The sequence below is a fragment of the Enterobacter sp. I4 genome (assembly GCF_022669095.1).
Taxonomy (GTDB): domain Bacteria; phylum Pseudomonadota; class Gammaproteobacteria; order Enterobacterales; family Enterobacteriaceae; genus Enterobacter; species Enterobacter pasteurii.
Genome location: NZ_JALBUO010000002.1, coordinates 832,264 through 856,724, shown reverse-complemented (window position 1 = coordinate 856,724; position 24,461 = coordinate 832,264). Strand labels below are relative to the sequence as shown.

The following is a 24,461-nucleotide window of genomic DNA, read 5'->3' as shown; positions in this document are numbered from 1 at the left end:
CCGGAATGTTGGAACTTTCTCATTCAGGGCTGGATGCCGCGCCGCTGCTGGTTTGAATGCGTGGAGAAAGGCTTCGCTGAAACTGGTTTCAGAAAGAGATAATGACGGAAAAGTTAATAAAGTCAGGGTAACGTTTCAGGGACTTCATCGCGGTACTTAAATATCCTCCGCGTCCGAAAATATTATTCCAGGTAAGTAATCATTTCAGGGAGGATTAATTTCCCCCGAAACCGCATTTCATTTTTTTGACACGCTTCCGGGATATCTTTTTTCCCGCAAAGCACACTCACAGAGTGGCCTCGATCACACTTTTATGCTCATCCCCGCTACTCCTCCCTGCCTAATCCCCGACAGGAGGAGGAAGAGGCGCAATGAGCCAGGCACACTAGCGCCAAATGTGTTTTCTCTCTACAGGATGCCGATTCCCTATGTCACAGCCTACTTTCAACAAAGCTCAATTTCAGGCTGCCCTGACGCGTCAGTGGCAGCGTTTTGGCCTTCAAGCTGCAAGCGAGATGACGCCGCACCAGTGGTGGCAGGCGGTGAGCGGGGCGCTCGCAGAGCAGCTGGATGCTCAGCCCGTGGCGAAGCCCGTTAAAGGCCAGCGCCACGTCAACTACATCTCGATGGAGTTCCTGATTGGTCGCCTGACGGGCAATAACCTGCTGAACCTTGGCTGGTATCAGGACGTCGGTGATGTGCTGAAAGAACACGACATTAATTTGACCGATCTGCTCGAAGAAGAGACTGATCCGGCGCTGGGCAACGGTGGTCTGGGACGTCTGGCAGCCTGTTTCCTGGACTCCATGGCTACGGTGGGCCAGTCCGCCATTGGCTATGGCCTGAACTATCAGTATGGCCTGTTCCGTCAGTCGTTTGCCGACGGTCACCAGATGGAAGCGCCGGACGACTGGCACCGCAATACCTATCCGTGGTTCCGCCACAACGCGCAGCTGGACGTGCAGGTAGGGATTGGCGGTAAAGTCACGAAGCAGGGCCTCTGGGAGCCGGCGTTCACCCTCACCGGCGAAGCCTGGGATCTGCCGGTGCTCGGCTACCGTAACGGCGTGGCGCAGCCGCTGCGACTGTGGCAGGCGAAGCACGCGCATCCGTTCAACCTGACCAAATTCAACGACGGTGATTTCCTGCGCGCCGAGCAGCAGGGTATCGACGCCGAGAAGCTGACCAAAGTGCTCTACCCGAACGACAACCATCTGGCGGGCAAAAAGCTGCGTCTGATGCAGCAGTACTTCCAGTGCGCCTGCTCCGTGGCGGACATTCTGCGCCGCCACCACCTGGCGGGCCGCACGCTGGCGCAGCTGCCTGACTTCGAGGTCATCCAGCTGAACGACACCCACCCAACCATCGCCATTCCGGAACTGCTGCGCGTGCTGATCGACGAGCATCAGCTGAGCTGGGACGACGCCTGGGCAATCACCAGCCGCACCTTCGCCTACACCAACCACACCCTGATGCCGGAAGCGCTGGAGTGCTGGGATGAGAAGCTGGTGAAAACGCTGCTGCCGCGCCATATGCAGATCATCAATAAGATTAACGATCGGTTCAAAACGCTGGTGGAGAAAACCTGGCCGGGCGATAAGGCCGTCTGGGCGAAGCTGGCCGTGGTGTACGACAAGCAGGTACGCATGGCGAACATGTGCGTGGTGAGCGGGTTTGCGGTAAACGGCGTGGCCGCGCTGCACTCGGATCTGGTGGTGAAGGATCTGTTCCCGGAATATCACCAGCTGTGGCCGACCAAATTCCACAACGTGACCAACGGCATTACGCCGCGTCGCTGGATCAAGCAGTGCAACCCGCTGCTGGCCGGTCTGCTGGATAAAACCCTCAAGAAAGAGTGGGCCAACGATCTGGACCAGCTGATTAACCTGGAAAAATACGCTGACGACGCAGCGTTCCGCGAAGAGTACCGCGCCATCAAGCGGGAGAACAAGGTTCGTCTCGCGGAGTTTGTGAAAATGCGTACCGGGATTGTCATCAACCCGAATGCGATTTTCGACATCCAGATCAAGCGCCTGCACGAGTACAAACGCCAGCACCTGAACCTGCTGCACATCCTCGCGCTGTATAAAGAGATCCGTGAGAACCCGCAGGCCGACCGCGTGCCGCGCGTGTTCCTGTTCGGTGCGAAAGCGGCGCCGGGCTATTACCTGGCGAAAAACATTATCCTCGCCATTAATAAAGTGGCGGCGGCGATCAACAACGACCCGAAGGTGGGCGACAAGCTGAAGGTGGTGTTCCTGCCGGACTACTGCGTCTCTGCGGCTGAGATGCTGATCCCGGCGGCGGATATCTCTGAGCAGATTTCGACCGCCGGTAAAGAAGCGTCCGGTACCGGCAACATGAAGCTGGCGCTGAACGGCGCCCTGACCGTCGGCACGCTGGACGGCGCGAACGTTGAAATCGCGGAGAAGGTCGGTGAAGAGAACATCTTTATCTTCGGCCATACTGTTGAAGAAGTGAAAGCCATCAAAGCCAAAGGTTACGACCCGGTGAAATGGCGTAAAAAAGACAAAGTGCTGGATGCGGTGCTGAAAGAGCTGGAAAGCGGTAAGTACAGCGATGGCGACAGGCACGCGTTTGACCAGATGCTGCACAGCATGGACAAACAGGGCGGCGACCCGTACCTGGTCATGGCTGACTTCACGGCTTACCTTGAAGCGCAGAAGCAGGTCGACGTGCTCTATCGCGACCAGGAAGCGTGGACCCGCGCGTGCATCCTGAACACCGCGCGCTGCGGCATGTTCAGCTCTGACCGCTCAATCCGTGATTATCAGGCCCGTATCTGGCAGGCAAAACGCTAAGGAAGCGCGATGGAGAGTAAACGTCTGGACAGTGCCGCGCAGGCGGCGGGAATTAGCCTCAGTTACATCAACGCGCACGGCAAACCGCAGTCAATTGGTGCGGATACCAAACGACGTTTGCTGGATGCCATGCACAAAACCGACGCGAAAGCGTCGGCTGCGCCGGTGCCGAACGTGAAGGTCTTTACCGCAGGCAAAAAGATGCCGCTGGCGGTGGAAGGGCGCGGCGAGTTCAGCTGGCTGCTCACTACCGAAGAGGGGCATCAGCACAAAGGCCAGGCCACCGGCGGCAAAACGCTTAACCTTCCGGCGAAGCTGCCGGAGGGCTACCACACCTTAACGCTCACCCGGGACGACCAGCGTTTTCACTGCCGGGTGATCGTGGCGCCAAAGCGCTGCTATGAGCCGCAGGCGCTGCTCGAAGGCAAAAAGCTGTGGGGGGCCTGCGTGCAGCTCTACACCCTGCGCTCGGACAGCAACTGGGGCATCGGCGATTTCGGCGATCTGAAAAAGATGCTGGTGGACGTTGGCGAGCGCGGCGGGGCATTTATCGGCCTTAACCCGATCCACGCGCTCTATCCGGCCAACCCGGAAAGCGCCAGCCCGTACAGCCCCTCTTCCCGTCGCTGGCTGAACGTCATTTACATCGACGTTAACGCGTTAGAGGATTTTAAAAACAGCAAAGAGGCGCAGGCCTGGTGGAAGCTTGAGACCACGCAGCACATGCTGAAACAGGCTCGCGACGCGGACTGGGTTGATTACGCCACCGTTACCGCCCTGAAAATGGCGGCCCTGCGTCTGGCGTGGAAGGGCTTTGCGAAGCGTGACGACGAGCAGATGGCAGCCTTCCGCCAGTTTGTGATGCAGGAAGGCGAGAGCCTTTACTGGCAGGCGGCGTTTGATGCGCTGCACGCTTATCAGGTGCAGGAGGACGAGATGCGCTGGGGCTGGCCGGTATGGCCGAAAGCGTATCAGTCCGTTGATACCCCGGAAGTGAAGGCGTTCTGTGAAACGCACGCCGACGAGGTGGATTTCTATCTCTGGCTGCAGTGGCTGGCGTACAGCCAGTTTGCCGCCTGCTGGCAGGTGAGCCAGGGCTATAAGATGCCGATCGGGCTGTATCGCGATCTGGCCGTGGGCGTGGCGGAAGGCGGCGCGGAAACCTGGTGCGATCGTGAGCTTTACTGCCTGAAGGCCTCCGTCGGTGCGCCGCCGGATATCCTTGGCCCGCTCGGTCAGAACTGGGGCCTGCCGCCGATGGATCCGCACGTCATGGCGGCGCGCGCCTACGAGCCGTTTATTGACCTGCTGCGCGCTAACATGCAGAACTGCGGCGCGCTGCGTATCGACCACGTGATGTCCGTGCTGCGTCTGTGGTGGATCCCGTACGGCGAAACGGCAGACCACGGGGCGTACGTGCAGTATCCGGTTGACGATCTCCTGTCGATCCTCGCGCTGGAGAGCAAACGTCACCAGTGCATGGTGATCGGTGAAGATCTCGGTACCGTGCCGGTGGAGATTGTCAGCAAGCTCCGCGACAGCGGCGTCTACTCCTACAAAGTGCTCTATTTTGAAAACGACCATGAGAAAACCTTCCGCGCGCCGAAAGCGTACCCTGAGCAGTCAATGGCAGTCGCGACGACGCATGACCTTCCTACGCTTCGTGGCTATTGGGAAAGCGGTGACCTGACCCTTGGCAAAACGCTGGGCCTTTATCCTGATGAAGAGGTCCTTCGCGGCCTGTATCAGGATCGCGAGCTGGCGAAGCAGGGGCTGCTGGACGCGCTGCACAAGCATGGCTGTCTGCCGAAGCGCGCCGGGCATAAGGCGTCGCTGATGTCGATGACCCCAACGCTTAACCGTGGCTTACAGCGCTACATTGCCGACAGCAACAGCGCCTTACTCGGCCTGCAGCCGGAAGACTGGATTGATATGGCGGAGCCGGTGAACATTCCGGGAACCAGCTATCAGTACAAGAACTGGCGCCGCAAGCTGTCCACAACGCTTGAGAAGATGTTTGCCGATGACGGGGTAAACAGGCTGATTAAGGATCTGGATAAGCGCAGAAGGGCGGTGGGCAAGAAGCGGTGAATCCTTTTTGACGAGCACCACAGCGCCGTTAACCGGCCCTGTGGTGCAGGGATTAGGCTTCAGGATTTTCCATAGAACGAATAACCAGGAAGTCCTGCGATATTCCCCCGCATTTCTCCATACTTTGCCGATCGTGAATAAACCAGGCATACATCTCTGGCGGGGCTGTATCCAGTGGTAATGGTAGTGGCAAGCTACGCCAGGCAGCCTGCGCATAGTCGAGAAATCTTTTTGCTCTTCTTAAAGCTGGACCGTATACCGCAGGCACAATCTGGAGGCGCTTGTCTGACGGATTGTTTTCCATGTTGTTTTTCATTCTTATTGCGGCGGCATGGACATCTTCCAGCCAGCCCCAGTTTTTCTTTAATACATCAATTTCATCTTGAAACTGGCTCGCCGTTCCATTGGCCTGTGGTGATATTCCCAGCATACCGGCAGATGCACCGGCGGACGCTAAAATATCCCCGCGCTGCTTTTCATATTTAATACATTCGCTGCGGTATTGATAATATTGCCGTCCCAGCCACTCGATATAACTGTCCAGATGTTGGTTTTGCGCACCAGTACTGACGGTTTTAAAAGGTACGGCTCGCTGGTAAATCTTTGTCCACTGTGCGACGGATTTATTCTTAACGTTATCCTGCATGACGAAGTAGGTGGCAACATCGGTATCTGTTTGATCAAGTGTCTGTAAATCCAGGAAAGGAACGCCTGCCATCGTCGCCGTACGATACATTTTGTGAAGCGCTACCCGGCAAAGTTCTGTACTCGATTTTTGCTCATTTGGTTTCAGGCCACCCCCTACATCTTCTGCGCAGCCGGGTAACAGCTCTTCCTGATGATTATTATTGTTCCCGCCCAGGCAATAGAGGCTACGCCATGGTCGGTTTTCATGAGCCGCCACCAGATGTAGCGCGTTTTTAACCATATCAGGCAATGCCGACTGCTGATCAATAGATTTATCGCCCAGCAGAACGCTCACGCCTTTTACGGGGCCACCCAATGCAGAAACAAACCAGTCCACGCTATTATTATTACTGGCGGGTGTATGGCGGGCGCAATCAAATAAGCCGGTAAAAATAATATCTACGGGGATCCCCTGATAGGTATATTTATCACCCTGTTTCTGGCAAATATCGCTAAGTAGCATATCAATAAATTTACGGGCGAGCGTCGCACCAAGATCGAAGCCAAATAGCGAAATAGAGATCAGTTTGACGGGAACCGGGCTATTTCTTTTCTTTTGTTCAAAGAAACGTTCAAAACGTAATTTAGCCGAATTTATTCGGGTATCGACGCCCGTGACTAACATATCTGCAATAGTGGGGTTATCACGTAGCCAGGGCGTTGCCTCGATACTGACTTTTTTTGCTGTGCTTTTCGCGGTATCAACCGCCAGTTTTTTCCACTCACTGGGGTTTATCAGTTTTTTCCCTGAGTCTTTTAGAATTTCCCACCAGTCGCCACCTTTCAAAAGATCAAGACCCGCATCTTTCGCCATCTCTTTCGGTTGTTCTTTCAAATCACCCTGCACAGAGGTTTGTGCGCTATCCATTATGGTATGAAGTTTCTCAGCTAATTCCTCATTAAATGGTGTGCCGAGACCCGAAATATAATACTTAGAATAACTAGCTAGGGAGGTCTCTTGTTTTTGATCAGGAAAGGACCTGAATAAACGAGCCACATTACTAAGGCGGTGCTCTGGTGCATCCTGATCAATATTGCGATGAATGCCATCAAAAAAGAAACCCACATGCCAGATGCGGGAGCAATTCCCCAACCCGGCATCATCTGCCTGTTGTGCGCGGCTGGCGGCAGCAATAATAGTTTCGATATCCATCAGTTATGCTCCTGCGTTGCGGTCTTACCAGATATATCAGGACGTTTTTCATAAGGTGACCAGGCGTTATCACTCCAGCCCAGTAATACTTTATCACCAGGTAAAAAATGGACATGCAAGTCATTCTCTCCCCACTTCCTTTCCGGCAATGGCATCACAACACGACGTTTTTCTTTACGAAGACCTGCATCGTACTGATCGCGGGTTGTGCTTAATGTCCATATAACTTCCGCCGTTTTCCCGCTGATATTGCCGCAACAGGTAGCACCACCACCACCATGGGCAAACGCGTTCGAACCCCCCACACCATGCACGCTAAACCCCAGAATGGGTCTGTCTATTTCGCTGTGAATAATTAACGTCACGCCTCCGGTGGGCGGTCCCCAGATAGATGCCCAGATTAACCAGCCACCATATGCCAGCACGACTGCCAGCAGCGTTCCCCAAATCCATTTTCCCCAGCGGGCATAGCCCCGGTTTACGGCCTTATCAATATTTTCGAAAGTTTTAAAAAATCCCATTTTTTATTTTCCTTCAGTACCATCTTCAGGCGGTAAATTAGTTAGTACTTGTTTAAGCGATATTTTTCCATCACTCACGTTACGTAATGAAACCTGCATCTCTTCTGATTCAAGGACTTTTTTTCCGCCATTAAGGTAATAAAGTGCGTAAATTTTGCATTCTGCCCCCTCGGTTAAACCGGCTACCTTCGCTTTTCCAAGTGCCTTAATCACCATGTCACGCTGAACGCAGGGAGGTAAATGCTGGCCTGAAGGCATCTTTTGCCATTGTGCTAATACGCTGCTGACTTCCGGTTTATCCGCTATCTGTTGCCAGGACTTCTTATCCAGGCGAACAATATTATCCTTGGGGTTTAAAGCAACAGAGGCAGGAATGGTGAGTGGTTTCCATGCCTCTTTCCCTGGTATCCACCACTGCCTGATATCCCGAAATAAAAACGCGTGCCACTCGCTATCTGCTGATAAAGCCAGAATGCTGAGAACATGCTGTGCATAAAAACGCAACAGTGAAGTGTGATTATCCGGCTTCACAACAGTGCAGCCTCTGGAAAGCTGAATCGCGATGGAAGAGAGGTGCCGGTGAGCAACAATAATGCCCACAATTCCCGGAAGTACATCCAGATAACCGGACAAATGAGTTCGATCATCCACCTCCAGCAGCCATGGGCCGTATTCCTGGAGTTCTTTCAGTTGTGGGTGGAGATACAGAGAATACATTGAAGCAGCATGTTCCGAGCGAAATATCTGAAACTCGTCAAGTGGCTGCCCCCCTGCTTCAAACAGCAAATAAATATGCACATTCTTATCATCGGGCAATGCCTGAAATATTGCAGTCGTATCCATAGTTATGCTCCTTGCACGATAGCATCATTGGTTTTGATAGTATTGAGGAGGTACTCAATGCAGAACGTTTCGTTAAGCGGTGGATACTGACCGGAAAGTAATGGAATGGGTAATGGCATGTTGACCGGAGCCGCCGCCATTGTCCGCTTCGTTTGCCGCAGGGTGGCGTATTTCATCAGCACGTCGGGCGTGACGGGGGAGTTGTTTATCTCCAGGGTAGAGCGGGTCTGTCCGTCGAAAAGCGTCAGCCGGTTATCCATAACAAAAACCTGATTCAAAGAGTGGTTAAATCAGGATGGTTGCATGGAGTGACAGTGCTGTAAATGGCTGAAACAGGAGTCAAATTCTGAAAAAGCATGGGTAAAGATAATGACTAAAAATCAAGCCGGGTAAGCGTCAGCGCCACCCGGCTTTTTTACATCAGACCACCATATTCAGCAGCAGCACCCCGACCAGACCACACACCGAAATAATGGTTTCCAGCATTGACCAGGACTTGATGGTTTCACCGATAGTCAGGTTGAAGTACTCTTTGAACAGCCAGAAGCCCGGATCGTTCACGTGGGAGAAAATCACGCTACCGGAACCTACCGCGATAACCATCAGCTCAGGGCTGACGCCCGTTGTGGCGATCAGCGGCGCAACGATACCGCCTGCGGTGATTGCCGCAACGGTTGCAGAGCCCAGCGCGATACGCAGAACCGCGGCGATAGACCAGGCCATCAGGAGCGGCGACACGTTGGTTTCATGCATCATGGCCGCGATGTATTTATCCACGCCGCTGTCGACCAGCACCTGCTTGAACGCACCGCCACCGCCGATAATCAGCAGCATCATGGCAATGATTTTGATGGATGAGGTCAGCGTGTCGTTGATCTGATCCATGGAGCGACCGCGGTTAAGCCCGAAGGTGAACATGGCGATCAGCACCGCAATCAGCGTTGCCATCACCGGGTCGCCCAGGAACTCGGCAACGGCCAGGAACGCGTGGCCTTTTGGCAGAACCATCTCCGCTACGGCACGCATCGCCATCAGGATCACCGGCACCAGCGAGGTCCAGACGCTGACGCCAAAGCCAGGCATCTCTTCTTCGGTGAAGGTTTTGGCGCTGTACAGCCCTTCAGGAATCGGCTTATCAATGCCTTTCAGGAAGCGGGCATAAACGGGGCCGGCCAGGATAACCGTTGGGATCGCCAGAATCGTACCGAACAGCAGGGTTTTACCCATATCGGCATGGAAAATGGTGGCGATAGCGGTTGGGCCCGGGTGCGGCGGCAGGAAGCCGTGGGTCACGGACAGCGCTGCTGCCATTGGTACACCCACGAACAGCAGCGGGATGTTGGCGGCGGCGGCGATGGTAAACACCAGCGGCAGCATCAGCACGAAGCCCACCTCATAGAACAGCGCGAAGCCGACGGTAAAGCCGGTTAACACCACCGCCCACTGAATGTGCTGCTTACCAAATTTCTCAATCAGCGTGGTGGCGATACGCTGTGCGCCCCCGCAGTCCGCCAGCATTTTACCGAGCATGGCGCCGAAGCCCATGATCAGCGCCAGGCTGCCGAGCGTACCGCCGACGCCGGCTTTAATGGAGCTGATAACCTTAACCAGCGGCATTCCCTGCATCAGACCGACTGCAAGTGCCACCAGAACCAGAGCGATAAATCCGTTCATTTTGAAGCGGATCATCAAGAGCAGTAATAACACAACACCGATAGCGACGATGACTAATGGCATGATTGACCTGGCCTTTGAATTGTTATGGGTAACGTCATTGTTTCAACGACAAATTCCGGTTGTCCCAACTGGGAACAGAGCGATAACGGCACTCATACTGATGCCTGCGAAACCGTTAAGTTTAGTCGGCTGTTATAAGGGTGTTGAGTGCCCATGGGAATGATACGGGTAACATAGAGCGGTTGAGAATCACCCAGGATGGCAAAATTTAAATTATGCGACGCAGGTCAACATATAGAGGCGGGAGGCACGAGGAGGGCGGCCCGGTAAGCGTTGCGCCACCGGGCAATACGAACGGGCACTAAATCAGTAGTAAGAGTGCTCGCCACGCTGGTGTTCGGTCAGATCGCGTACGCCCTTCAGCTCAGGGAATTCGTTCAGCAGCTGCTTCTCGATCCCTTCTTTCAGGGTGACATCGACCATGGAGCAGCCGTTACAGCCGCCGCCGAACTGCAGGATAGCCAGACCGTCTTCGGTGATTTCCATCAGGGAAACGCGACCGCCGTGGCCCGCCAGCTGCGGGTTGATCTGGGACTGCAGCAGATACTCCACGCGCTCCATCAGCGGCGCATCGTCAGACACTTTACGCATTTTCGCGTTCGGTGCCTTCAGGGTCAGCTGAGAACCCAGCTGGTCGGTGACAAAGTCGATTTCCGCATCTTCAAGATACGGCGCGCTCAGTTCATCGACGTAAGCGGTGAGCTGCTCAAATTTAAGGGCAGTGTCGGTTGCTTCCACAGCGTCCGGAGGACAATACGAGACACCACATTCTGCATTCGGAGTGCCTGGATTGATCACAAACACGCGGATCTGCGTCCCTTCTTCCTGATTTGCCAGCAGTTTGGCAAAGTGCGCTTGTGCAGAATCGGAAATACGGATCATAGCTTTGGCCTAATAGTTGACTAAATTACCTGGGTATAATCATACGCCCATTGAAGAAGGGCTACAAGGTACGGCACAGACACCATACCTGAACTGACGCGGCGCCGCTTTGCAAAAGCAGTCGGGAAAGTTCAGCAACGGTACTGCCCGTCGTGACGACATCATCCACAATCGCGATATGGAGGCCGCTAACCGGCAATTCAAGGCGAAAGGCGTTTTTCAGGTTCCTTTTGCGCGACCGGGCGTTGAGCCGGTGCTGAAGGGCGGTGGCGTGGACGCGCGTCAGCGCAGAGGCTGGGTAGCGGCATCCCAGCCAGCGGGAGAGCGGACGGCACAGCAGGTCGCTTTGATTGTAGCCGCGCCGCCAGTGGCGACGCTGAAAGAGCGGCACGTTCACGATCGCGTCGACCTGCGGCAGTCCGCGCGTTCGCCGCGCCTGAAGTACCGCCAGTAACAGCAGGCGTGCCAGCGGCTGCGCCAGCGCGCTCTGGCTGGAAAACTTGAACTGATGAATCAGACGGCTCAGCGGTAAAACGTAATCATCCACCGCCACCAGCGCGCTCCACGGCGGCGCTTTTTTAAGGCATCGTCCACAGGGGAGCGTCTGGCTGACGGCAGGCAAGCCGCACTGCGGGCAGCCCTTCAGGCAGCCCACAGCTCGCGTGCAGACGGAACAGACGCCCCACGCGCTTAGCGCAAGCGGCATTCGGCATAGCCAGCACAAGCCGGGCACTGTTAGCATACGTAACCTCCATGTGAAAAAAGAGAACGTTAACTGATGAAGACGCTGTGGTGGCAGACCGTAGGGACGGGAAATTGTCATCTTGTGCTGCTGCACGGATGGGGACTGAACGCCGAAGTGTGGCGTTGCATAAGTGAGGAACTGGCCTCGCAGTTCACGGTACATCTGGTCGATCTGCCGGGGTATGGCCGTAGCCACGGCTACGGCGCGATGACGCTCGACGAGATGGCGGAGCAGGTTCTGGATGCCGCGCCGCAAAAAGCCGTCTGGCTCGGCTGGAGCCTGGGCGGGCTGGTGGCAAGCCAGATTGCGCTGAACCATCCTGAGCGGGTTCAGGCGCTGGTGACGGTGGCCTCATCACCGTGCTTCAGCGCCCGCGAGGCGTGGCCGGGCATCAAGCCTGAGGTGCTGGCCGGATTCCAGCACCAGCTGAGCGAAGATTTCCAGCGGACGGTGGAGCGTTTTCTGGCGCTACAAACTATGGGGACGGAGACCGCCCGGCAGGACGCGCGGGCGCTGAAACAGACGGTGCTTTCCCTGCCGATGCCGGAAGTTGACGTGCTGAACGGTGGGCTGGAGATCCTGAAGACGGTCGATCTGCGCGAGCCGCTGGCGTCGCTGGCGGTACCGCATCTGCGTATTTATGGCTATCTGGATGGGCTGGTGCCGCGCAAGGTGGTTCCGCTGCTGGACGCGCTGTGGCCGGAGAGCCAGTCGCTGGTGGTTGCCAAAGCGGCACACGCGCCGTTCATCTCTCATCCTGCTGAGTTTTGTTCGGCGCTGTCCGCCTTTACTGGCGAAGCGTCCACCACTCCCTGAGGCAGGCTTTACCTTCCGGACAACTTTTACAACTGCCGGACAGACAACCGTCCGGCTCTTCCTGAATGCGCACGGCTTTTCCCATCGCCTCCAGCCTTTCCAGCATGGCATCGATCATCGGCTGCGGCGTATGCAGGCTGAGGCTGAGCTGCTTCGCCTCCATTCGTCCCTGTAACGCCAGCAGGTCACGTACCTGAATCAACGTTGCCATCCGTTTGCCCCTTAGTGACAGTCGCCCGCAGGGCTGCAGCAGCAGGTGGTTGGGGTTTTGCGCGTCGCCAGCAGGTTGACGTCAACGCGGCTACGCGCCCGGCGCAGCAGGCCAATCACCATCACGTTAAACAGGATCACCGCCAGGATACAGACCAGGCTGTAGCGCGGATGCTGCCCGTAGTTAACGGCCTGGTAAAACACGGTCGCCAGCGAGTAGGCAATGTTCAGCCCCCACAGAATGGAGAAGCCCATCCAGCCGCGGCTGGACTCGCGGGCGATGGCCCCCATCACCGAGATGCACGGAATATAGAGCAGGACGAAGATCAGGTAGCTGTAGGCCGCCGACGCGCTGCCGAATTTCTGGCCCATCACGCCCATTGCTCCGGTCGCCATTTCGCCGTCGCCCTTGCTGGCTTCAATCGGGTTCGCCAGCACGCTCAGGCTGAAGGTGTCTTTCAGGCTCTGCCAGGTCTCTTCCGCCGCGCCGAGCAGTTCATCACCGAGGTGGAACGCTGCCGGATTAAACTCCTCGTCCTGAATATTCTCAGCGGTGTAGAGCGTGTTCAGGGTGCCGACCACCACTTCTTTTGCCATCGCGCCGGTGAACAGGCCCACGGTTGCCTGCCAGTTGTCTTCCTGAACGCCAATCGGTTTGAAGACCGGGGTGATAATCCGGCTGACGGAGGCAAGCGCAGAATCATTAATGTTATCTGCCGCCTGGCCGCTCAGGGTGAAGCTGTTAAGGGCGCTCAGGAAAATGCTGACCACCACAATCACCTTACCGGCGCGCAGCACAAAGCCTTTCAGGCGCTGCCATGTCTGTATTACCAGGCTCTTCAGATGCGGAACGTGGTAAACCGGCAGCTCCATCACGAACGGCGACGCTTCGCCGCGCATGATGGTGTGCTTCAGCATCAGGCCGGTGAGGATAGCCATCACGATACCCAGCACATACAGGGAGAAGACGGCCAGCGCCCCTTCCTGACCAAAGAACGCCGCGGCAAAGACCGCGAAGATTGCCAGACGCGCGCCGCAGGACATGAACGGTGCCATCATGATGGTCATCAGGCGTTCACGCGGTGCATCCAGCGTACGGGCGCCCATTACCGACGGCACGTTACAGCCAAAGCCGACAATCAGCGGCACGAAGGATTTGCCCGGCAGCCCCAGCGCCTGCATCAGGCGATCCATTACGAAGGCCGCGCGCGCCATGTAGCCGGAATCCTCAAGGAAGGAGAGGAACAGGTACATCATGCCGATTTGCGGCACCAGCGGCAGGACGGTGTTGATACCGCCGCCGATCCCCTGGGCAAGGAAAATGGTCAGCCATTCCGGGAAGTGGAGGGTGTAGCCCAGCCACTGAATGCCGTGCACGAAAATAGCGACAGAGCCGCCATCAAAGATCGGCTGCAGTGCACCGCCGATGTTAATGGCGAGCAGGAACATCACGTACATCACCAGTAAAAAGACCGGCAAACCGAGGAACCGGTTGAGCACGATTTTATCCACTGCGGCGGTAAAGCGGCTGGGCTCCGCGGTTAACGCGTTGCTGACCACGTCGCAGATCGCGGCGATGGCCTGATAGCGGGCATCCGCAATATGCAGAGCGGGATCGTCCAGCTCGTCGCTCAGGCGAGCCAGCGCAACGTCCAGCTTATCCGCCGCATCGCCTGCGTAGGCGCGGCTGTAGATATCCCCTTCCAGCATTTGCAGGCCAAGCCACAGGCGCTGTCTGGCAGGCATGGCGTTGTCCATCGCCTGCGCCAGCTGGCCGGCTTCGCGCAGCAGCGGCTGCGCGTAGTGCACCAGCTCAACGTCGGCGTTGCCCGTGTGGCGGTCAATTGCCAGCTTCAGGGCGTCAATGCCGCGCGCGCGGGTAGAAACCAGCGGAACCACCGGGCAGCCCAGACGAGCGGAGAGGGCATCGACGTCGATGCGCAGCTTTTGCTTCTCTGCGATGTCGAGCATGTTAAGCGCCACGATGCAGGGAATACCCAGCTCCAGCAGCTGTAGCGTGAGATAGAGATTTCGCTCGAGATTGGAGGCATCTACCACGTTGATTAGCAGATCCGCGTCGCCGCTCAGAATATAGTGGCAGGCGATCTGCTCATCGAGTGAGGTCTGGGAAGAAATGGTGGTGAGTGAATAGGTTCCCGGCAAATCAACCAGCGTGACCTGATTGTCTGTCGTCGTGAACTGGCCTTCTTTACGTTCAACCGTTACGCCTGCCCAGTTTCCCACTCGCTGGCGCGCGCCGGTTAATTGATTGAATAATGTTGTCTTGCCGGAATTAGGATTGCCAATTAAGCCAATAGTTAATTTTTTCATTGTATTAGACCCACCAAAACCGCTGGCTTGTTAACGGGATAGAGATTCAACTTCAATTAATGCGAGGTCTTTTTTACGCAGAACCAGATTTACGCGTCGGGTTTCGATATGAACAGGATCGCCCAACGGCGCCACGCGCACCACCTGGAACGATGAGCCGGGCAGCATGCCCAGTGACAGCAGCTTCTGCCGGTAGGCCGGGCTTATCTCACGGGTAAAACCGATAATTTTCCACGCACTGTCTGGAGTGAATTGCATAGCGCCTGATTCCACGAGAGGTTAAATAATCTACACTGCGATGATAATGAGAATAGTTTTTATCAGCAATAATAAAAATGTGACGGGATGTTGTTAAACGTATTAATTTGCGGTCAGATTGACCTTGCTCAATATTTACGGAATTACGCGGAAGGGGATAATAAATTTATTTGTTAACGGAGTGATAACTAGTGGTTTAAATATGGATATGCAATCGGTTTCATATATTACGAGATGATTTATTCCCCTCACCCTAACCCTCTCCCCAGAGGGGAGAGGGCCGGGGTGAGGGGAGAGGTCAGCGTTTCTTACCCATTGCCGCCGCCAGCGCATCCATCATGGCGCTGTTACCGGCCGGCTGAGCGTCACGTCCACGCGGCTTCGCGGCCTTCGCTGCCGGACGCTGCTGTTCGCGGCCACCGCCGTTACCGCCTCGGCGCGCGTTGGTTTCACCCGGCTGCTCGTCCAGACGCATGGTCAGGGCGATACGCTTGCGCTGGAGATCCACTTCCAGCACCTTCACCTTCACGATGTCGCCCGCTTTGACCACGGTATGTGGATCTTCCACGAACCTGTCGGCGAGGGATGAGATATGCACCAGACCATCCTGATGCACGCCGATATCCACAAACGCGCCAAAGTTGGTGACGTTCGTAACTGCGCCTTCCAGCACCATGCCCGGCAGCAGGTCGTTCATGGTTTCCACGCCGTCAGCAAAGGTCGCGGTTTTAAACTCGGGACGCGGATCGCGGCCCGGCTTTTCCAGCTCTTTGATGATGTCGGTGACCGTCGGCACGCCGAACTGTTCGTCGGTGAAATCCACGGCTTTAAGGTTACGCAGCGCGCTGCTATCGCCCATCAGATCTTTCAGCGCCTGCTGGGTGGCGGCCAGAATACGCTCCACAACCGGGTACGCTTCCGGGTGAACGGTAGAGGCATCCAGCGGGTTATCGCCGTGGTTAATGCGCAGGAAGCCCGCGCACTGCTCAAACGCTTTTGGCCCCAGGCGGCTAACCTTCAGTAACTGCTGGCGGTTCTGGAACTGACCGTTCTCATCACGCCAGGCGACGATGTTCTGCGCCATCATGCGGGTTAAACCGGCTACACGGGTCAGCAGGGGGACGGACGCGGTGTTCAGGTCCACGCCGACGGCGTTTACGCAGTCTTCCACCACCGCGTCCAGCTTACGCGCAAGCTGCGTCTGGCTCACGTCGTGCTGATACTGGCCCACGCCGATGGATTTCGGGTCGATCTTCACCAGCTCCGCCAGCGGATCCTGCAAACGACGGGCGATAGAGACCGCACCGCGCAGGGAAACGTCCAGGTCCGGGAACTCCTGTGCCGCCAGCTCGGAGGCGGAATAGACCGACGCTCCCGCTTCGCTGACGATCACTTTCTGCGCCGTTACCTTCGGGAACTGCTTCTGCACGTCGAGGTAGAAACGCTCGGTTTCGCGGGAGGCCGTACCGTTACCGATGGCGACCAGCTCAACGTTATATTTTTCACACAGCGCAGCCACGACCGTCGCCGCCTTCGCTGCCTGGCCCGTGTGCGGGTAAATGGTGTCGGTGGCAACCAGCTTGCCGGTACCGTCAACCACGGCCACCTTCACGCCGGTACGCAGACCCGGATCGAGACCCATGGTGGCGCGCAGGCCAGCGGGGGCGGCCATCAGCAGGTCGTGCAGGTTACGGGCGAAGACGTTGATTGCTTCGTCTTCGGCGCGCTCGCGCACGGTGCCCATCAGCTCGGTTTCGAGATGCATCAGCACCTTGATGCGCCAGGTCCAGCTCACCACGCCTTTGCGCCAGCTGTCCGCCGGAGCGTTGTTCAGGCGCAGGCCGAGGTGATCGATAATGATCTGCTCGCAGTGGCTCTCTTTTGGCGGCTCGTCAAACTGCGGATCGGCATTCAGGGAGAGTTGCAGTACGCCCTCGTTACGGCCGCGGAACATCGCCAGCGCGCGGTGAGACGGTACGGTTGAAATGGGTTCGTGATGATCGAAGTAGTCGCGGAATTTCGCGCCTTCTTCCTCTTTGCCGGCCACCACGGTGGCGACGATATGCGCGTTCTTCCACAGATAGTCACGCACTTTGGCCAGCAGCGCGGCGTCTTCGGCGAAGCGCTCCATCAGGATGTAACGTGCACCGTCCAGCGCGGCTTTGGTGTCCGCCACGCCTTTGTCGGCATCGATAAATCTGGCGGCTTCGGTTTCCGGGTCGTGAGACGGATCGTTCCACAGCAGGTCGGCCAGCGGCTCAAGGCCTGCTTCAATCGCAATCTGCCCGCGCGTGCGGCGCTTCGGTTTGTACGGCAGATAGAGATCTTCGAGTTCGGTTTTGCTCAGGGTGCCGTTAATGGCTTGTTCCAGTTCACTGGTCAGCTTGCCCTGCTCGCCGATAGATTTGAGGATCGCCTGACGTCGGTCTTCCAGTTCGCGGAGATAGCCCAGACGCGTCTCCAGGTTACGCAGCTGCGTGTCATCCAGACCGCCGGTGACTTCCTTACGATAACGTGCAATAAACGGCACGGTGTTCCCTTCATCAAGCAGGCGAACGGCAGCTTCTACCTGTTCGGCTCTGGCCTGAATATCACCCGCAATAATGCGGCAGAGCGACTCTTTCATCATGGTCAGTTCATCTTGTGGATCGAAAATCAGGGGGATAGTTATACGGGCTGACACCGAAAAATGCCAGCCGGGGAGGGCGCTCTCGGACTATTTAACATACTCGATTTCGTTGACGTACCAGCTTGCTTCACCCGCGGGCGTCTGGACGATGGCTAAATCACCCACCTCTTTTTTCAGCAGGGCGCGGGCCATCGGCGAATCGATAGAAATGTAATCCTTACGACCAAAAATTTCATCGTAACCGACGATGCGAAAACGCAGGGTATTGCCGTCATCATTTTCGATCTCCACCCAGGCGCCGAAGAACACTTTGCCTTCCTGCTGCGGGGAGTAATCGACGATTTTGAGATTTTCGAGGCATTTCGTCAGGTAGCGCACCCGGCGATCGATTTCGCGCAGGCGCTTTTTATTGTACTGGTAGTCCGCGTTCTCGCTGCGATCGCCCAGGCTTGCCGCCCAGGTGACTTTTTTGGTCACTTCAGGACGCTCTTCGCGCCACAGGTAATCCATCTCTTTTTTGAGTTTCTCATACCCTTCACGGGTGATCAGGGGCGTTTTCATGGTGCAGCCTTAATGCCGGTTAACTGTCTTTGCGCACAATACGTAGCGCACAGTGTAACAGACAAGATTAATAATGATTTATGTGATGAAATGAACAGATAAGCTGCTGTTAAATATGCTTTGTAACAATTTCGTCTAGAATTTATACCAGAATTTGCTGGTCGAACACGTGCACTTTTTTAGAATACGCTGTTCCAGGCCTATCCGAACCTTTGGGAGTACACACAATGCAAGAGAACTACAAAATTCTGGTCGTAGATGACGACATGCGCCTGCGTGCGCTGCTGGAACGTTATCTGACAGAGCAGGGCTTCCAGGTTCGTAGCGTCGCGAACGCGGAACAGATGGATCGTCTGCTGACGCGTGAATCCTTCCACCTGATGGTGTTAGATCTCATGCTGCCGGGCGAAGACGGGCTCTCTATCTGCCGCCGCCTGCGCAGCCAGAGTAACCCGATGCCGATCATCATGGTGACGGCGAAGGGTGAAGAAGTTGACCGCATTGTCGGCCTTGAAATCGGCGCTGACGATTACATTCCAAAACCGTTTAACCCGCGTGAGCTGCTGGCGCGTATTCGCGCCGTGCTGCGTCGTCAGGCGAACGAGCTGCCTGGCGCGCCGTCTCAGGAAGAGGCGGTGATTGCATTCGGTAAGTTCAAGCTGAACCTCGGCACCCGTGAGATGTTCCGTGAAGATGAGCCAATGCCGCTCACCAGCGGCGAGTTCGCGGTACTGAAAGCGCTGGTCAGCCACCCGCGCGAACCGCTCTCCCGTGACAAGCTGATGAACCTCGCGCGCGGTCGTGAATATTCCGCGATGGAGCGCTCTATCGACGTACAGATTTCCCGTCTGCGCCGCATGGTGGAAGAAGATCCGGCGCACCCTCGCTATATTCAGACCGTATGGGGTCTGGGCTACGTATTCGTCCCGGACGGCTCTAAAGCATGAGGCGAATGCGCTTCTCGCCGCGAAGCTCGTTTGCCCGCACGCTGTTACTGATCGTCACCCTGCTGTTCGTCAGCCTGGTGACGACCTACCTGGTGGTGCTGAACTTTGCGATCCTGCCGAGCCTTCAGCAGTTTAATAAGGTGCTGGCATACGAAGTGCGTATGCTGATGACCGATAAGCTGCAGCTGGAGGACGGCACGCAGCTGGTCGTTCCCCCGGCGTTCCGTCGGGAAATCTACCGCGAGCTGGGCATTTCACTGTATTCGAACGAAGCGGCGGAAGACGCGGGCCTGCGCTGGGCGCAGCACTATGAATTTCTCAGTCAGCAGATGGCTCAGCAGCTTGGCGGTCCGACGGAAGTACGCGTTGAGGTCAACAAAAGCTCGCCGGTTGTCTGGCTGAAAACCTGGCTGTCACCCAACATCTGGGTGCGCGTTCCGCTGACCGAAATCCATCAGGGCGACTTCTCGCCGCTGTTCCGCTACACCCTGGCGATTATGCTGCTGGCCATCGGCGGCGCGTGGCTGTTTATCCGTATCCAGAACCGACCGCTGGTCGACCTGGAGCATGCGGCTCTACAGGTCGGTAAAGGCATTATTCCTCCGCCGCTGCGTGAATACGGCGCGTCGGAAGTGCGCTCGGTAACGCGTGCGTTCAACCATATGGCCGCAGGCGTCAAACAGCTGGCGGACGATCGTACGCTGCTGATGGCGGGCGTCAGCCATGATTTGCGCACGCCGCTGACGCGTATCCGCCTGGCGACGGAGATGATGGGCGAGCAGGATGGCTATCTTGCCGAGTCCATCAACAAGGATATCGAAGAGTGTAACGCCATCATCGAGCAGTTTATCGACTACCTGCGCACCGGGCAGGAGATGCCAATGGAGATGGCGGATCTGAACGCGGTGCTGGGGGAAGTGGTCGCCGCCGAAAGCGGCTACGAACGTGAAATTGCCACCGACCTTCAGGCGGGTGAGATTCAGGTACGTATGCACCCGCTCTCCATCAAACGCGCGGTCGCGAATATGGTGGTCAACGCGGCGCGCTACGGCAACGGCTGGATTAAAGTCAGCAGCGGTACGGAACTTAACCGCGCGTGGTTCCAGGTGGAAGACGATGGCCCGGGCATCAAGCCCGAACAGCGTAAGCACCTGTTCCAGCCGTTCGTGCGCGGCGACAGCGCGCGCAGCACCAGCGGCACCGGCTTAGGCCTGGCGATTGTGCAGCGTATTGTTGATAACCATAACGGACTGCTGGAAATTGGCACCAGCGAGCGGGGTGGTTTGAGTATTCGCGCGTGGTTACCGGTGCCGGTGATGCGGGGGCAGGTTAAAGAGGGTTAAAAAAGGGTGCGGTCTGATGCCCTCACCCCGGCCCTCTCCCACGGGGAGAGGGAGAAAAAAGTAAAAAAGGCAACTTTCGTTGCCTTTTTGATTTTACCTACAGCTTCGGTCCCGCACTCACCAGCGCAGCACCCGCCGGGGTGTCGGTATACTTCTCAAAGTTCTCAATAAACAGCTTCGCCAGCGATTCCGCCTTCTCGCGCCACTGTTCCGGTGAACCGTAGGTGTTGCGCGGATCAAGGATACGGGTATCCACGCCCGGCAGCGCCGTTGGGATCGCCAGGTCGAACATCGGCAGCGTAAAGGTCTCGGCGTTATCCAGCGAACCGTCCAGAATGGCGTCAATGATGGCGCGCGTATCTTTGATGGAGATACGTTTGCCCGTACCGTTCCAGCCGGTGTTCACCAGGTAGGCCTGCGCGCCGGATGCCTGCATGCGCTTCACCAGCACTTCCGCGTACTGCGTCGGGTGCAGCGACAGAAATGCCGCGCCGAAGCAGGCGGAGAAGGTTGGCGTTGGCTCCGTCACGCCGCGCTCGGTGCCCGCCAGCTTGGCGGTAAAGCCGGAGAGGAAATGGTACTGCGTCTGGCTGGCCGTCAGGCGAGAAACCGGCGGCAGGACGCCGAAGGCATCCGCGGTCAGGAAGATCACCTTCGTGGCGTGGCCCGCCTTCGACACCGGCTTCACGATGTTGTCGATGTGGTAGATCGGGTAAGAGACGCGGGTGTTTTCCGTTTTGGACGCATCGTCGAAGTCGACAGAACCATCGGCACGCACGGTGACGTTTTCCAGCAGCGCATCGCGGCGAATGGCGTGGAAGATATCCGGCTCTGCCTCTTCAGACAGGCGAATAGTCTTCGCGTAGCAGCCGCCTTCAAAGTTAAACACGCCGTCGTCGTCCCAGCCGTGCTCGTCGTCGCCAATCAGACGGCGTTTTGGATCGGTGGACAGCGTCGTTTTACCGGTGCCGGAAAGGCCGAAGAATACCGCCACGTCGCCTTTTTCACCGACGTTGGCCGAGCAGTGCATGGAGGCGATACCGCGCAGCGGCAGCAGGTAGTTCATGACGGAGAACATCCCTTTCTTCATTTCGCCGCCGTACCAGGTTCCGCCAATCAGCTGGATGCGCTCGGTCAGGTTGAAGGCGATGAAGTTTTCGGAGTTCAGACCCTGCTCTTTCCACTGCGGGTTAGTGCATTTCGCCCCGTTCATGACGATGAAATCCGGGGTAAAGTCCTGCAGCTCTTCGTCGGTCGGACGAATGAACATGTTCTTCACGAAATGCGCCTGCCAGGCCACTTCGGTGATAAAGCGTACGGAGAGGCGGGTGTCGGCGTTAGCGCCGCAGAAAGCATCGACGATAAACAGACGCTTTCCGGAAAGTTGATGGGTGACGAGCCCTTTCAGATGCTGCCAGGTTTCGGGAGAGAGCGGTTTGTTATCGTTCTTCCCTTTGCCTTTATCAGCCCACCACAGCGTATCGCGGGTGGTATCGTCTCGGACAATATACTTATCTTTCGGCGAACGGCCGGTAAAGATACCGGTATCGACGGCGATAGCTCCAAGGTTCGTCAACACACCTCGCTCGTATCCTTCCAGCGCTGGATTGAGCTCTTCCTGATACAGCGTATCGTAATCGGGGTTGTAGACCACTTCCTGGACGTCGTGAATACCATAAGCCTTGAGATCTTGCGGGGTTAAACCATTAACACGCATATCACTGCTCCTTAGCCAATATGTACTGCCTGAAATTGTAGGGTTTTTCTGGGGATGTTAACCGCGACGGGGCTCATAGATTTACGTATCTGGTCAAAACCCTTACTAACGGAAAACCCTGCGACTCCAGCCACAGGGCGGGCAGATTATCGCAGGAATCGCTTTTTGGTTGGGGAAAATGTTCTTAAAAGGTTAATTGATGGTGAATTTAACCGGAAGAATGTGAATGTAATCGCATACATGTAGGAAAATTACGTAAGGGTTACATTGAGAAAACGATTCATGTCTCCCGCAGCTATGATTTCAGATATTGCCGTTGACGCCCTGTTATCGCTTTAATGGGACTCTATGCTTTTCGTAAACAAGGGATAAAAGATGGACAACAGTGAAACGTTATCCCCTTCAACGCGCCTGGCCGTCGTGCTGGCGGGTGCCTTACAGGGAGTGCTCTGCTATGCCATTACCTGGTACATCGGGTATGCGAAATTGCCGACCGATACGCTGTGGTTGATGTGCGTTATTCCTGCCACCGTGGTAATGACAACCACGATGTCGCTTGCTGTGACATCGTTCCGAAAGCCTTTTTTGTGGCTGGCGCTGGGGATGACCGGCGCGGCCGTTGCGGCCATGGGCGGCTGGCTTAAGTGGAGCGTAGCGGGGCTCGAAAGCTGGAGCATCAGGGATGAGATGCTCGTTTTCGGCTTTCACCTGCTGCTGATGACGCTGTTCATACTGCCATGGCTTCAGCGGCGTCTGGATCCCGTCCCGACTACGTCCTTTTACAGCGACTTTTATCAACGAAACTGGCATAACGCGCTGACGCTGCTCGTTATTTTTGTTTCAAATGGCCTCTTCTGGCTGGTGCTTTTCCTCTGGGCCGAGCTTTTCGAACTTATCGGCATACGCTTTTTTGATCGGCTTTTCTTCCATTCTGACGGGTTTATTTCAGTGGCGACTGGCGTAGTTTCAGCCAGTGCGGCCGTGCTCACGCGCGTGCAGGTACGGTTACTCCTTGCCCTGCAAAACCTGCTCACCCTGATCGCCACCGGTCTGCTTCCCCTGATGGCGGCGCTGGCCCTGCTCTTTATTGGCGCGCTGCCTTTCGTCGGCTTCGAAACCATTTCAGCCAGGATCTCCGCCGCGGGCTTGCTCACCACCCTGGCGCTGCTGCTGCTATTCCTGGTGACGATAGTGTGGCATCCACAGCGTCAAACGCTGCCTTACTATGCCCCGCTGCGAGGGATGATTCGCCTTGCCGTGGCTATCGTACCCGCATATCCGGTTCTGGCGGGGTGGGCGCTTTGGCTACGCATTTCGCAATACGGCTGGTCACCCGAGCGTCTTTACGGCGTGTTGATAACCATCGTGGCGCTGGTCTGGGCGGTCGGATTTTGTGCCAGCGTCCTGATACAGCGTCGTGAGCCGCAGCAGATCCATACGTACGTCATCCCGGCGACCGGGCTGCTTTCCCTCGTCTTCCTGATGTTGATCCATACCCCCCTGCTGGATCCGTGGCGAATAAGCGTCGCAAGCCACATGGCCCGCTATCAGACCGGAAAAATTACCGCGGATCGGGTAAGCCTCCACATGCTCAGCCACGCCGGGCGCAAGGGGCGTGAGGCGTTGCTGACGCTGCAAAACGATCCGCAGTTTATGTCCGACCCGAAACGCGCGCGTGATGTGAAAGGGTTGCTCGCCGGCAGCCCCCGGGGAGCGGGACAAATGACGGCCGCCATGCTGGAGAAAGCGATCCAGCTTGCGCCCGGCATGCCGCGTCCCGATAGCGCGCTATGGCAAGCGATGCTCAAGGAGCAGTACCGGTTTGAATCCTGCAGCAGGGCGCAGAGAAACTGTTTGCTCATGCCGCTGGATCTGAATGCTGACGGTAACCCTGAGGCCGTGCTGTACCAGTTTACCGATCGCGCCATCATGGCCTATACGCATACCGGTACGGGCTGGCAGCACGTGGGGGATGGTTGGACAATGCCGGAAGGACTGACGCGCGAGGAGCTGGACCGTGCCTTACAGCAGGGGAAGGTTAAGCCGGTCGTGAAGCCCTGGGCAGATATTGAAATTTTCGGGGAACGCGTAGATATGCTTTACGGCAGTGGCGCTAGCTTACGGCGCCCATAACGAATAACGGCTCCGTAAGGAGCCGTTTTGCCATG

The 24,461-nt window shown here is 56.5% G+C and carries 19 protein-coding genes; 6 read left to right on the top strand and 13 right to left on the bottom strand.

What is annotated here, in order from left to right:
- Positions 1–428: 428 nt before the first annotated feature.
- Both malP and malQ read left to right on the top strand, forming a co-directional pair.
- Positions 429–2,822, top strand: a complete 2,394-nt coding sequence (gene malP, locus MOQ06_RS16505) for a maltodextrin phosphorylase (protein WP_242173988.1) — start codon at positions 429–431, stop codon at positions 2,820–2,822.
- Between the two features lie 9 nt (positions 2,823–2,831).
- Positions 2,832–4,913, top strand: coding sequence for a 4-alpha-glucanotransferase (gene malQ / locus MOQ06_RS16500; protein ID WP_148420577.1), 2,082 nt, complete (start codon positions 2,832–2,834; stop codon positions 4,911–4,913).
- Positions 4,914–4,965: 52 nt separating this feature from the next.
- On the opposite strand, the gene MOQ06_RS16495 is transcribed toward malQ, so the two are convergent.
- The 7 genes from MOQ06_RS16495 to gntX all read right to left on the bottom strand — a co-directional run bounded on the left by MOQ06_RS16495 (position 4,966) and on the right by gntX (position 11,478).
- The gene (locus MOQ06_RS16495) at positions 4,966–6,753 is read right to left on the bottom strand and encodes a DUF2235 domain-containing protein (protein ID WP_242173986.1); all 1,788 of its coding nucleotides are present in this window, start codon (positions 6,751–6,753) and stop codon (positions 4,966–4,968) included.
- Positions 6,753–7,274, bottom strand: coding sequence for a DUF3304 domain-containing protein (locus MOQ06_RS16490; RefSeq protein ID WP_242173984.1), 522 nt, complete (start codon positions 7,272–7,274; stop codon positions 6,753–6,755). The genes MOQ06_RS16495 and MOQ06_RS16490 overlap by 1 nt, the downstream gene beginning before the upstream one ends.
- A gap of 3 nt (positions 7,275–7,277) precedes the next feature.
- Complete coding sequence (locus MOQ06_RS16485) at positions 7,278–8,117, bottom strand: DUF4123 domain-containing protein (protein WP_242173981.1); 840 nt, start codon at positions 8,115–8,117, stop codon at positions 7,278–7,280.
- A gap of 2 nt (positions 8,118–8,119) precedes the next feature.
- Positions 8,120–8,377, bottom strand: coding sequence for a hypothetical protein (locus MOQ06_RS16480; protein WP_242173979.1), 258 nt, complete (start codon positions 8,375–8,377; stop codon positions 8,120–8,122).
- 160 nt (positions 8,378–8,537) lie between these two features.
- A complete protein-coding gene (gene gntT, locus MOQ06_RS16475) occupies positions 8,538–9,854 on the bottom strand; it encodes a gluconate transporter (protein WP_193356538.1) in 1,317 nt (438 codons plus the stop codon).
- Between the two features lie 306 nt (positions 9,855–10,160).
- Positions 10,161–10,736 carry a Fe-S biogenesis protein NfuA gene (gene nfuA, locus MOQ06_RS16470; RefSeq protein ID WP_003861601.1) on the bottom strand — a complete coding sequence of 192 codons (576 nt, stop codon included), beginning with the start codon at positions 10,734–10,736 and terminating at the stop codon, positions 10,161–10,163.
- 61 nt (positions 10,737–10,797) lie between these two features.
- Positions 10,798–11,478 (bottom strand): DNA utilization protein GntX, encoded by a 681-nt coding sequence (gene gntX / locus MOQ06_RS16465; RefSeq protein ID WP_242173977.1) that lies wholly within the window; start codon positions 11,476–11,478, stop codon positions 10,798–10,800.
- Positions 11,479–11,514: 36 nt separating this feature from the next.
- On the opposite strand from gntX, the gene bioH reads away from it, so the two are divergent.
- Positions 11,515–12,297, top strand: a complete 783-nt coding sequence (bioH, locus tag MOQ06_RS16460) for a pimeloyl-ACP methyl ester esterase BioH (protein WP_242173975.1) — start codon at positions 11,515–11,517, stop codon at positions 12,295–12,297.
- On the opposite strand, the gene feoC is transcribed toward bioH, so the two are convergent.
- The 5 genes from feoC to greB all read right to left on the bottom strand — a co-directional run bounded on the left by feoC (position 12,269) and on the right by greB (position 18,286).
- On the bottom strand, positions 12,269–12,508 hold the full coding sequence (gene feoC / locus MOQ06_RS16455) for a [Fe-S]-dependent transcriptional repressor FeoC (protein WP_148420581.1): 240 nt from the start codon (positions 12,506–12,508) through the stop codon (positions 12,269–12,271). The two genes, bioH and feoC, sit on opposite strands and share 29 nt — an antisense overlap.
- A gap of 11 nt (positions 12,509–12,519) precedes the next feature.
- Positions 12,520–14,838, bottom strand: a complete 2,319-nt coding sequence (gene feoB, locus MOQ06_RS16450; RefSeq protein ID WP_242173973.1) for a Fe(2+) transporter permease subunit FeoB — start codon at positions 14,836–14,838, stop codon at positions 12,520–12,522.
- Between the two features lie 30 nt (positions 14,839–14,868).
- Entirely contained in the window at positions 14,869–15,096 is a 228-nt protein-coding gene (feoA, locus tag MOQ06_RS16445) for a ferrous iron transporter A (RefSeq protein WP_003861611.1), read from the bottom strand.
- Positions 15,097–15,394: 298 nt separating this feature from the next.
- A complete protein-coding gene (locus MOQ06_RS16440; protein WP_176611162.1) occupies positions 15,395–17,725 on the bottom strand; it encodes a Tex family protein in 2,331 nt (776 codons plus the stop codon).
- An 87-nt stretch (positions 17,726–17,812) separates the two neighbouring features.
- On the bottom strand, positions 17,813–18,286 hold the full coding sequence (gene greB, locus MOQ06_RS16435) for a transcription elongation factor GreB (RefSeq protein ID WP_148420583.1): 474 nt from the start codon (positions 18,284–18,286) through the stop codon (positions 17,813–17,815).
- 227 nt (positions 18,287–18,513) lie between these two features.
- On the opposite strand from greB, the gene ompR reads away from it, so the two are divergent.
- Both ompR and envZ read left to right on the top strand, forming a co-directional pair.
- Positions 18,514–19,233 (top strand): two-component system response regulator OmpR, encoded by a 720-nt coding sequence (gene ompR / locus MOQ06_RS16430; protein WP_001157751.1) that lies wholly within the window; start codon positions 18,514–18,516, stop codon positions 19,231–19,233.
- Complete coding sequence (gene envZ / locus MOQ06_RS16425) at positions 19,230–20,576, top strand: two-component system sensor histidine kinase EnvZ (RefSeq protein ID WP_148420584.1); 1,347 nt, start codon at positions 19,230–19,232, stop codon at positions 20,574–20,576. The genes ompR and envZ overlap by 4 nt, the downstream gene beginning before the upstream one ends.
- Before the next feature lie 97 nt (positions 20,577–20,673).
- Here envZ and pckA read toward each other — a convergent pair whose 3' ends face one another.
- Positions 20,674–22,293 carry a phosphoenolpyruvate carboxykinase (ATP) gene (gene pckA / locus MOQ06_RS16420; protein ID WP_148420585.1) on the bottom strand — a complete coding sequence of 540 codons (1,620 nt, stop codon included), beginning with the start codon at positions 22,291–22,293 and terminating at the stop codon, positions 20,674–20,676.
- Positions 22,294–22,668: 375 nt separating this feature from the next.
- On the opposite strand from pckA, the gene MOQ06_RS16415 reads away from it, so the two are divergent.
- Positions 22,669–24,426 (top strand): DUF4153 domain-containing protein, encoded by a 1,758-nt coding sequence (locus MOQ06_RS16415; protein ID WP_242173972.1) that lies wholly within the window; start codon positions 22,669–22,671, stop codon positions 24,424–24,426.
- The last annotated feature ends 35 nt before the right edge of the window (positions 24,427–24,461 follow it).

Bases quoted from the DNA above. Each gene is read 5' to 3' on its own strand.
- malP (WP_242173988.1), top strand. From the start codon at position 429: ATGTCACAGCCTACTTTCAACAAAGCTCAATTTCAGGCTGCCCTGACG.
- malQ (WP_148420577.1), top strand. From the start codon at position 2,832: ATGGAGAGTAAACGTCTGGACAGTGCCGCGCAGGCGGCGGGAATTAGC.
- MOQ06_RS16495 (WP_242173986.1), bottom strand. From the start codon at position 6,753: ATGGATATCGAAACTATTATTGCTGCCGCCAGCCGCGCACAACAGGCA.
- MOQ06_RS16490 (WP_242173984.1), bottom strand. From the start codon at position 7,274: ATGGGATTTTTTAAAACTTTCGAAAATATTGATAAGGCCGTAAACCGG.
- MOQ06_RS16485 (WP_242173981.1), bottom strand. From the start codon at position 8,117: ATGGATACGACTGCAATATTTCAGGCATTGCCCGATGATAAGAATGTG.
- MOQ06_RS16480 (WP_242173979.1), bottom strand. From the start codon at position 8,377: ATGGATAACCGGCTGACGCTTTTCGACGGACAGACCCGCTCTACCCTG.
- gntT (WP_193356538.1), bottom strand. From the start codon at position 9,854: ATGCCATTAGTCATCGTCGCTATCGGTGTTGTGTTATTACTGCTCTTG.
- nfuA (WP_003861601.1), bottom strand. From the start codon at position 10,736: ATGATCCGTATTTCCGATTCTGCACAAGCGCACTTTGCCAAACTGCTG.
- gntX (WP_242173977.1), bottom strand. From the start codon at position 11,478: ATGCTAACAGTGCCCGGCTTGTGCTGGCTATGCCGAATGCCGCTTGCG.
- bioH (WP_242173975.1), top strand. From the start codon at position 11,515: ATGAAGACGCTGTGGTGGCAGACCGTAGGGACGGGAAATTGTCATCTT.
- feoC (WP_148420581.1), bottom strand. From the start codon at position 12,508: ATGGCAACGTTGATTCAGGTACGTGACCTGCTGGCGTTACAGGGACGA.
- feoB (WP_242173973.1), bottom strand. From the start codon at position 14,838: ATGAAAAAATTAACTATTGGCTTAATTGGCAATCCTAATTCCGGCAAG.
- feoA (WP_003861611.1), bottom strand. From the start codon at position 15,096: ATGCAATTCACTCCAGACAGTGCGTGGAAAATTATCGGTTTTACCCGT.
- MOQ06_RS16440 (WP_176611162.1), bottom strand. From the start codon at position 17,725: ATGATGAAAGAGTCGCTCTGCCGCATTATTGCGGGTGATATTCAGGCC.
- greB (WP_148420583.1), bottom strand. From the start codon at position 18,286: ATGAAAACGCCCCTGATCACCCGTGAAGGGTATGAGAAACTCAAAAAA.
- ompR (WP_001157751.1), top strand. From the start codon at position 18,514: ATGCAAGAGAACTACAAAATTCTGGTCGTAGATGACGACATGCGCCTG.
- envZ (WP_148420584.1), top strand. From the start codon at position 19,230: ATGAGGCGAATGCGCTTCTCGCCGCGAAGCTCGTTTGCCCGCACGCTG.
- pckA (WP_148420585.1), bottom strand. From the start codon at position 22,293: ATGCGTGTTAATGGTTTAACCCCGCAAGATCTCAAGGCTTATGGTATT.
- MOQ06_RS16415 (WP_242173972.1), top strand. From the start codon at position 22,669: ATGGACAACAGTGAAACGTTATCCCCTTCAACGCGCCTGGCCGTCGTG.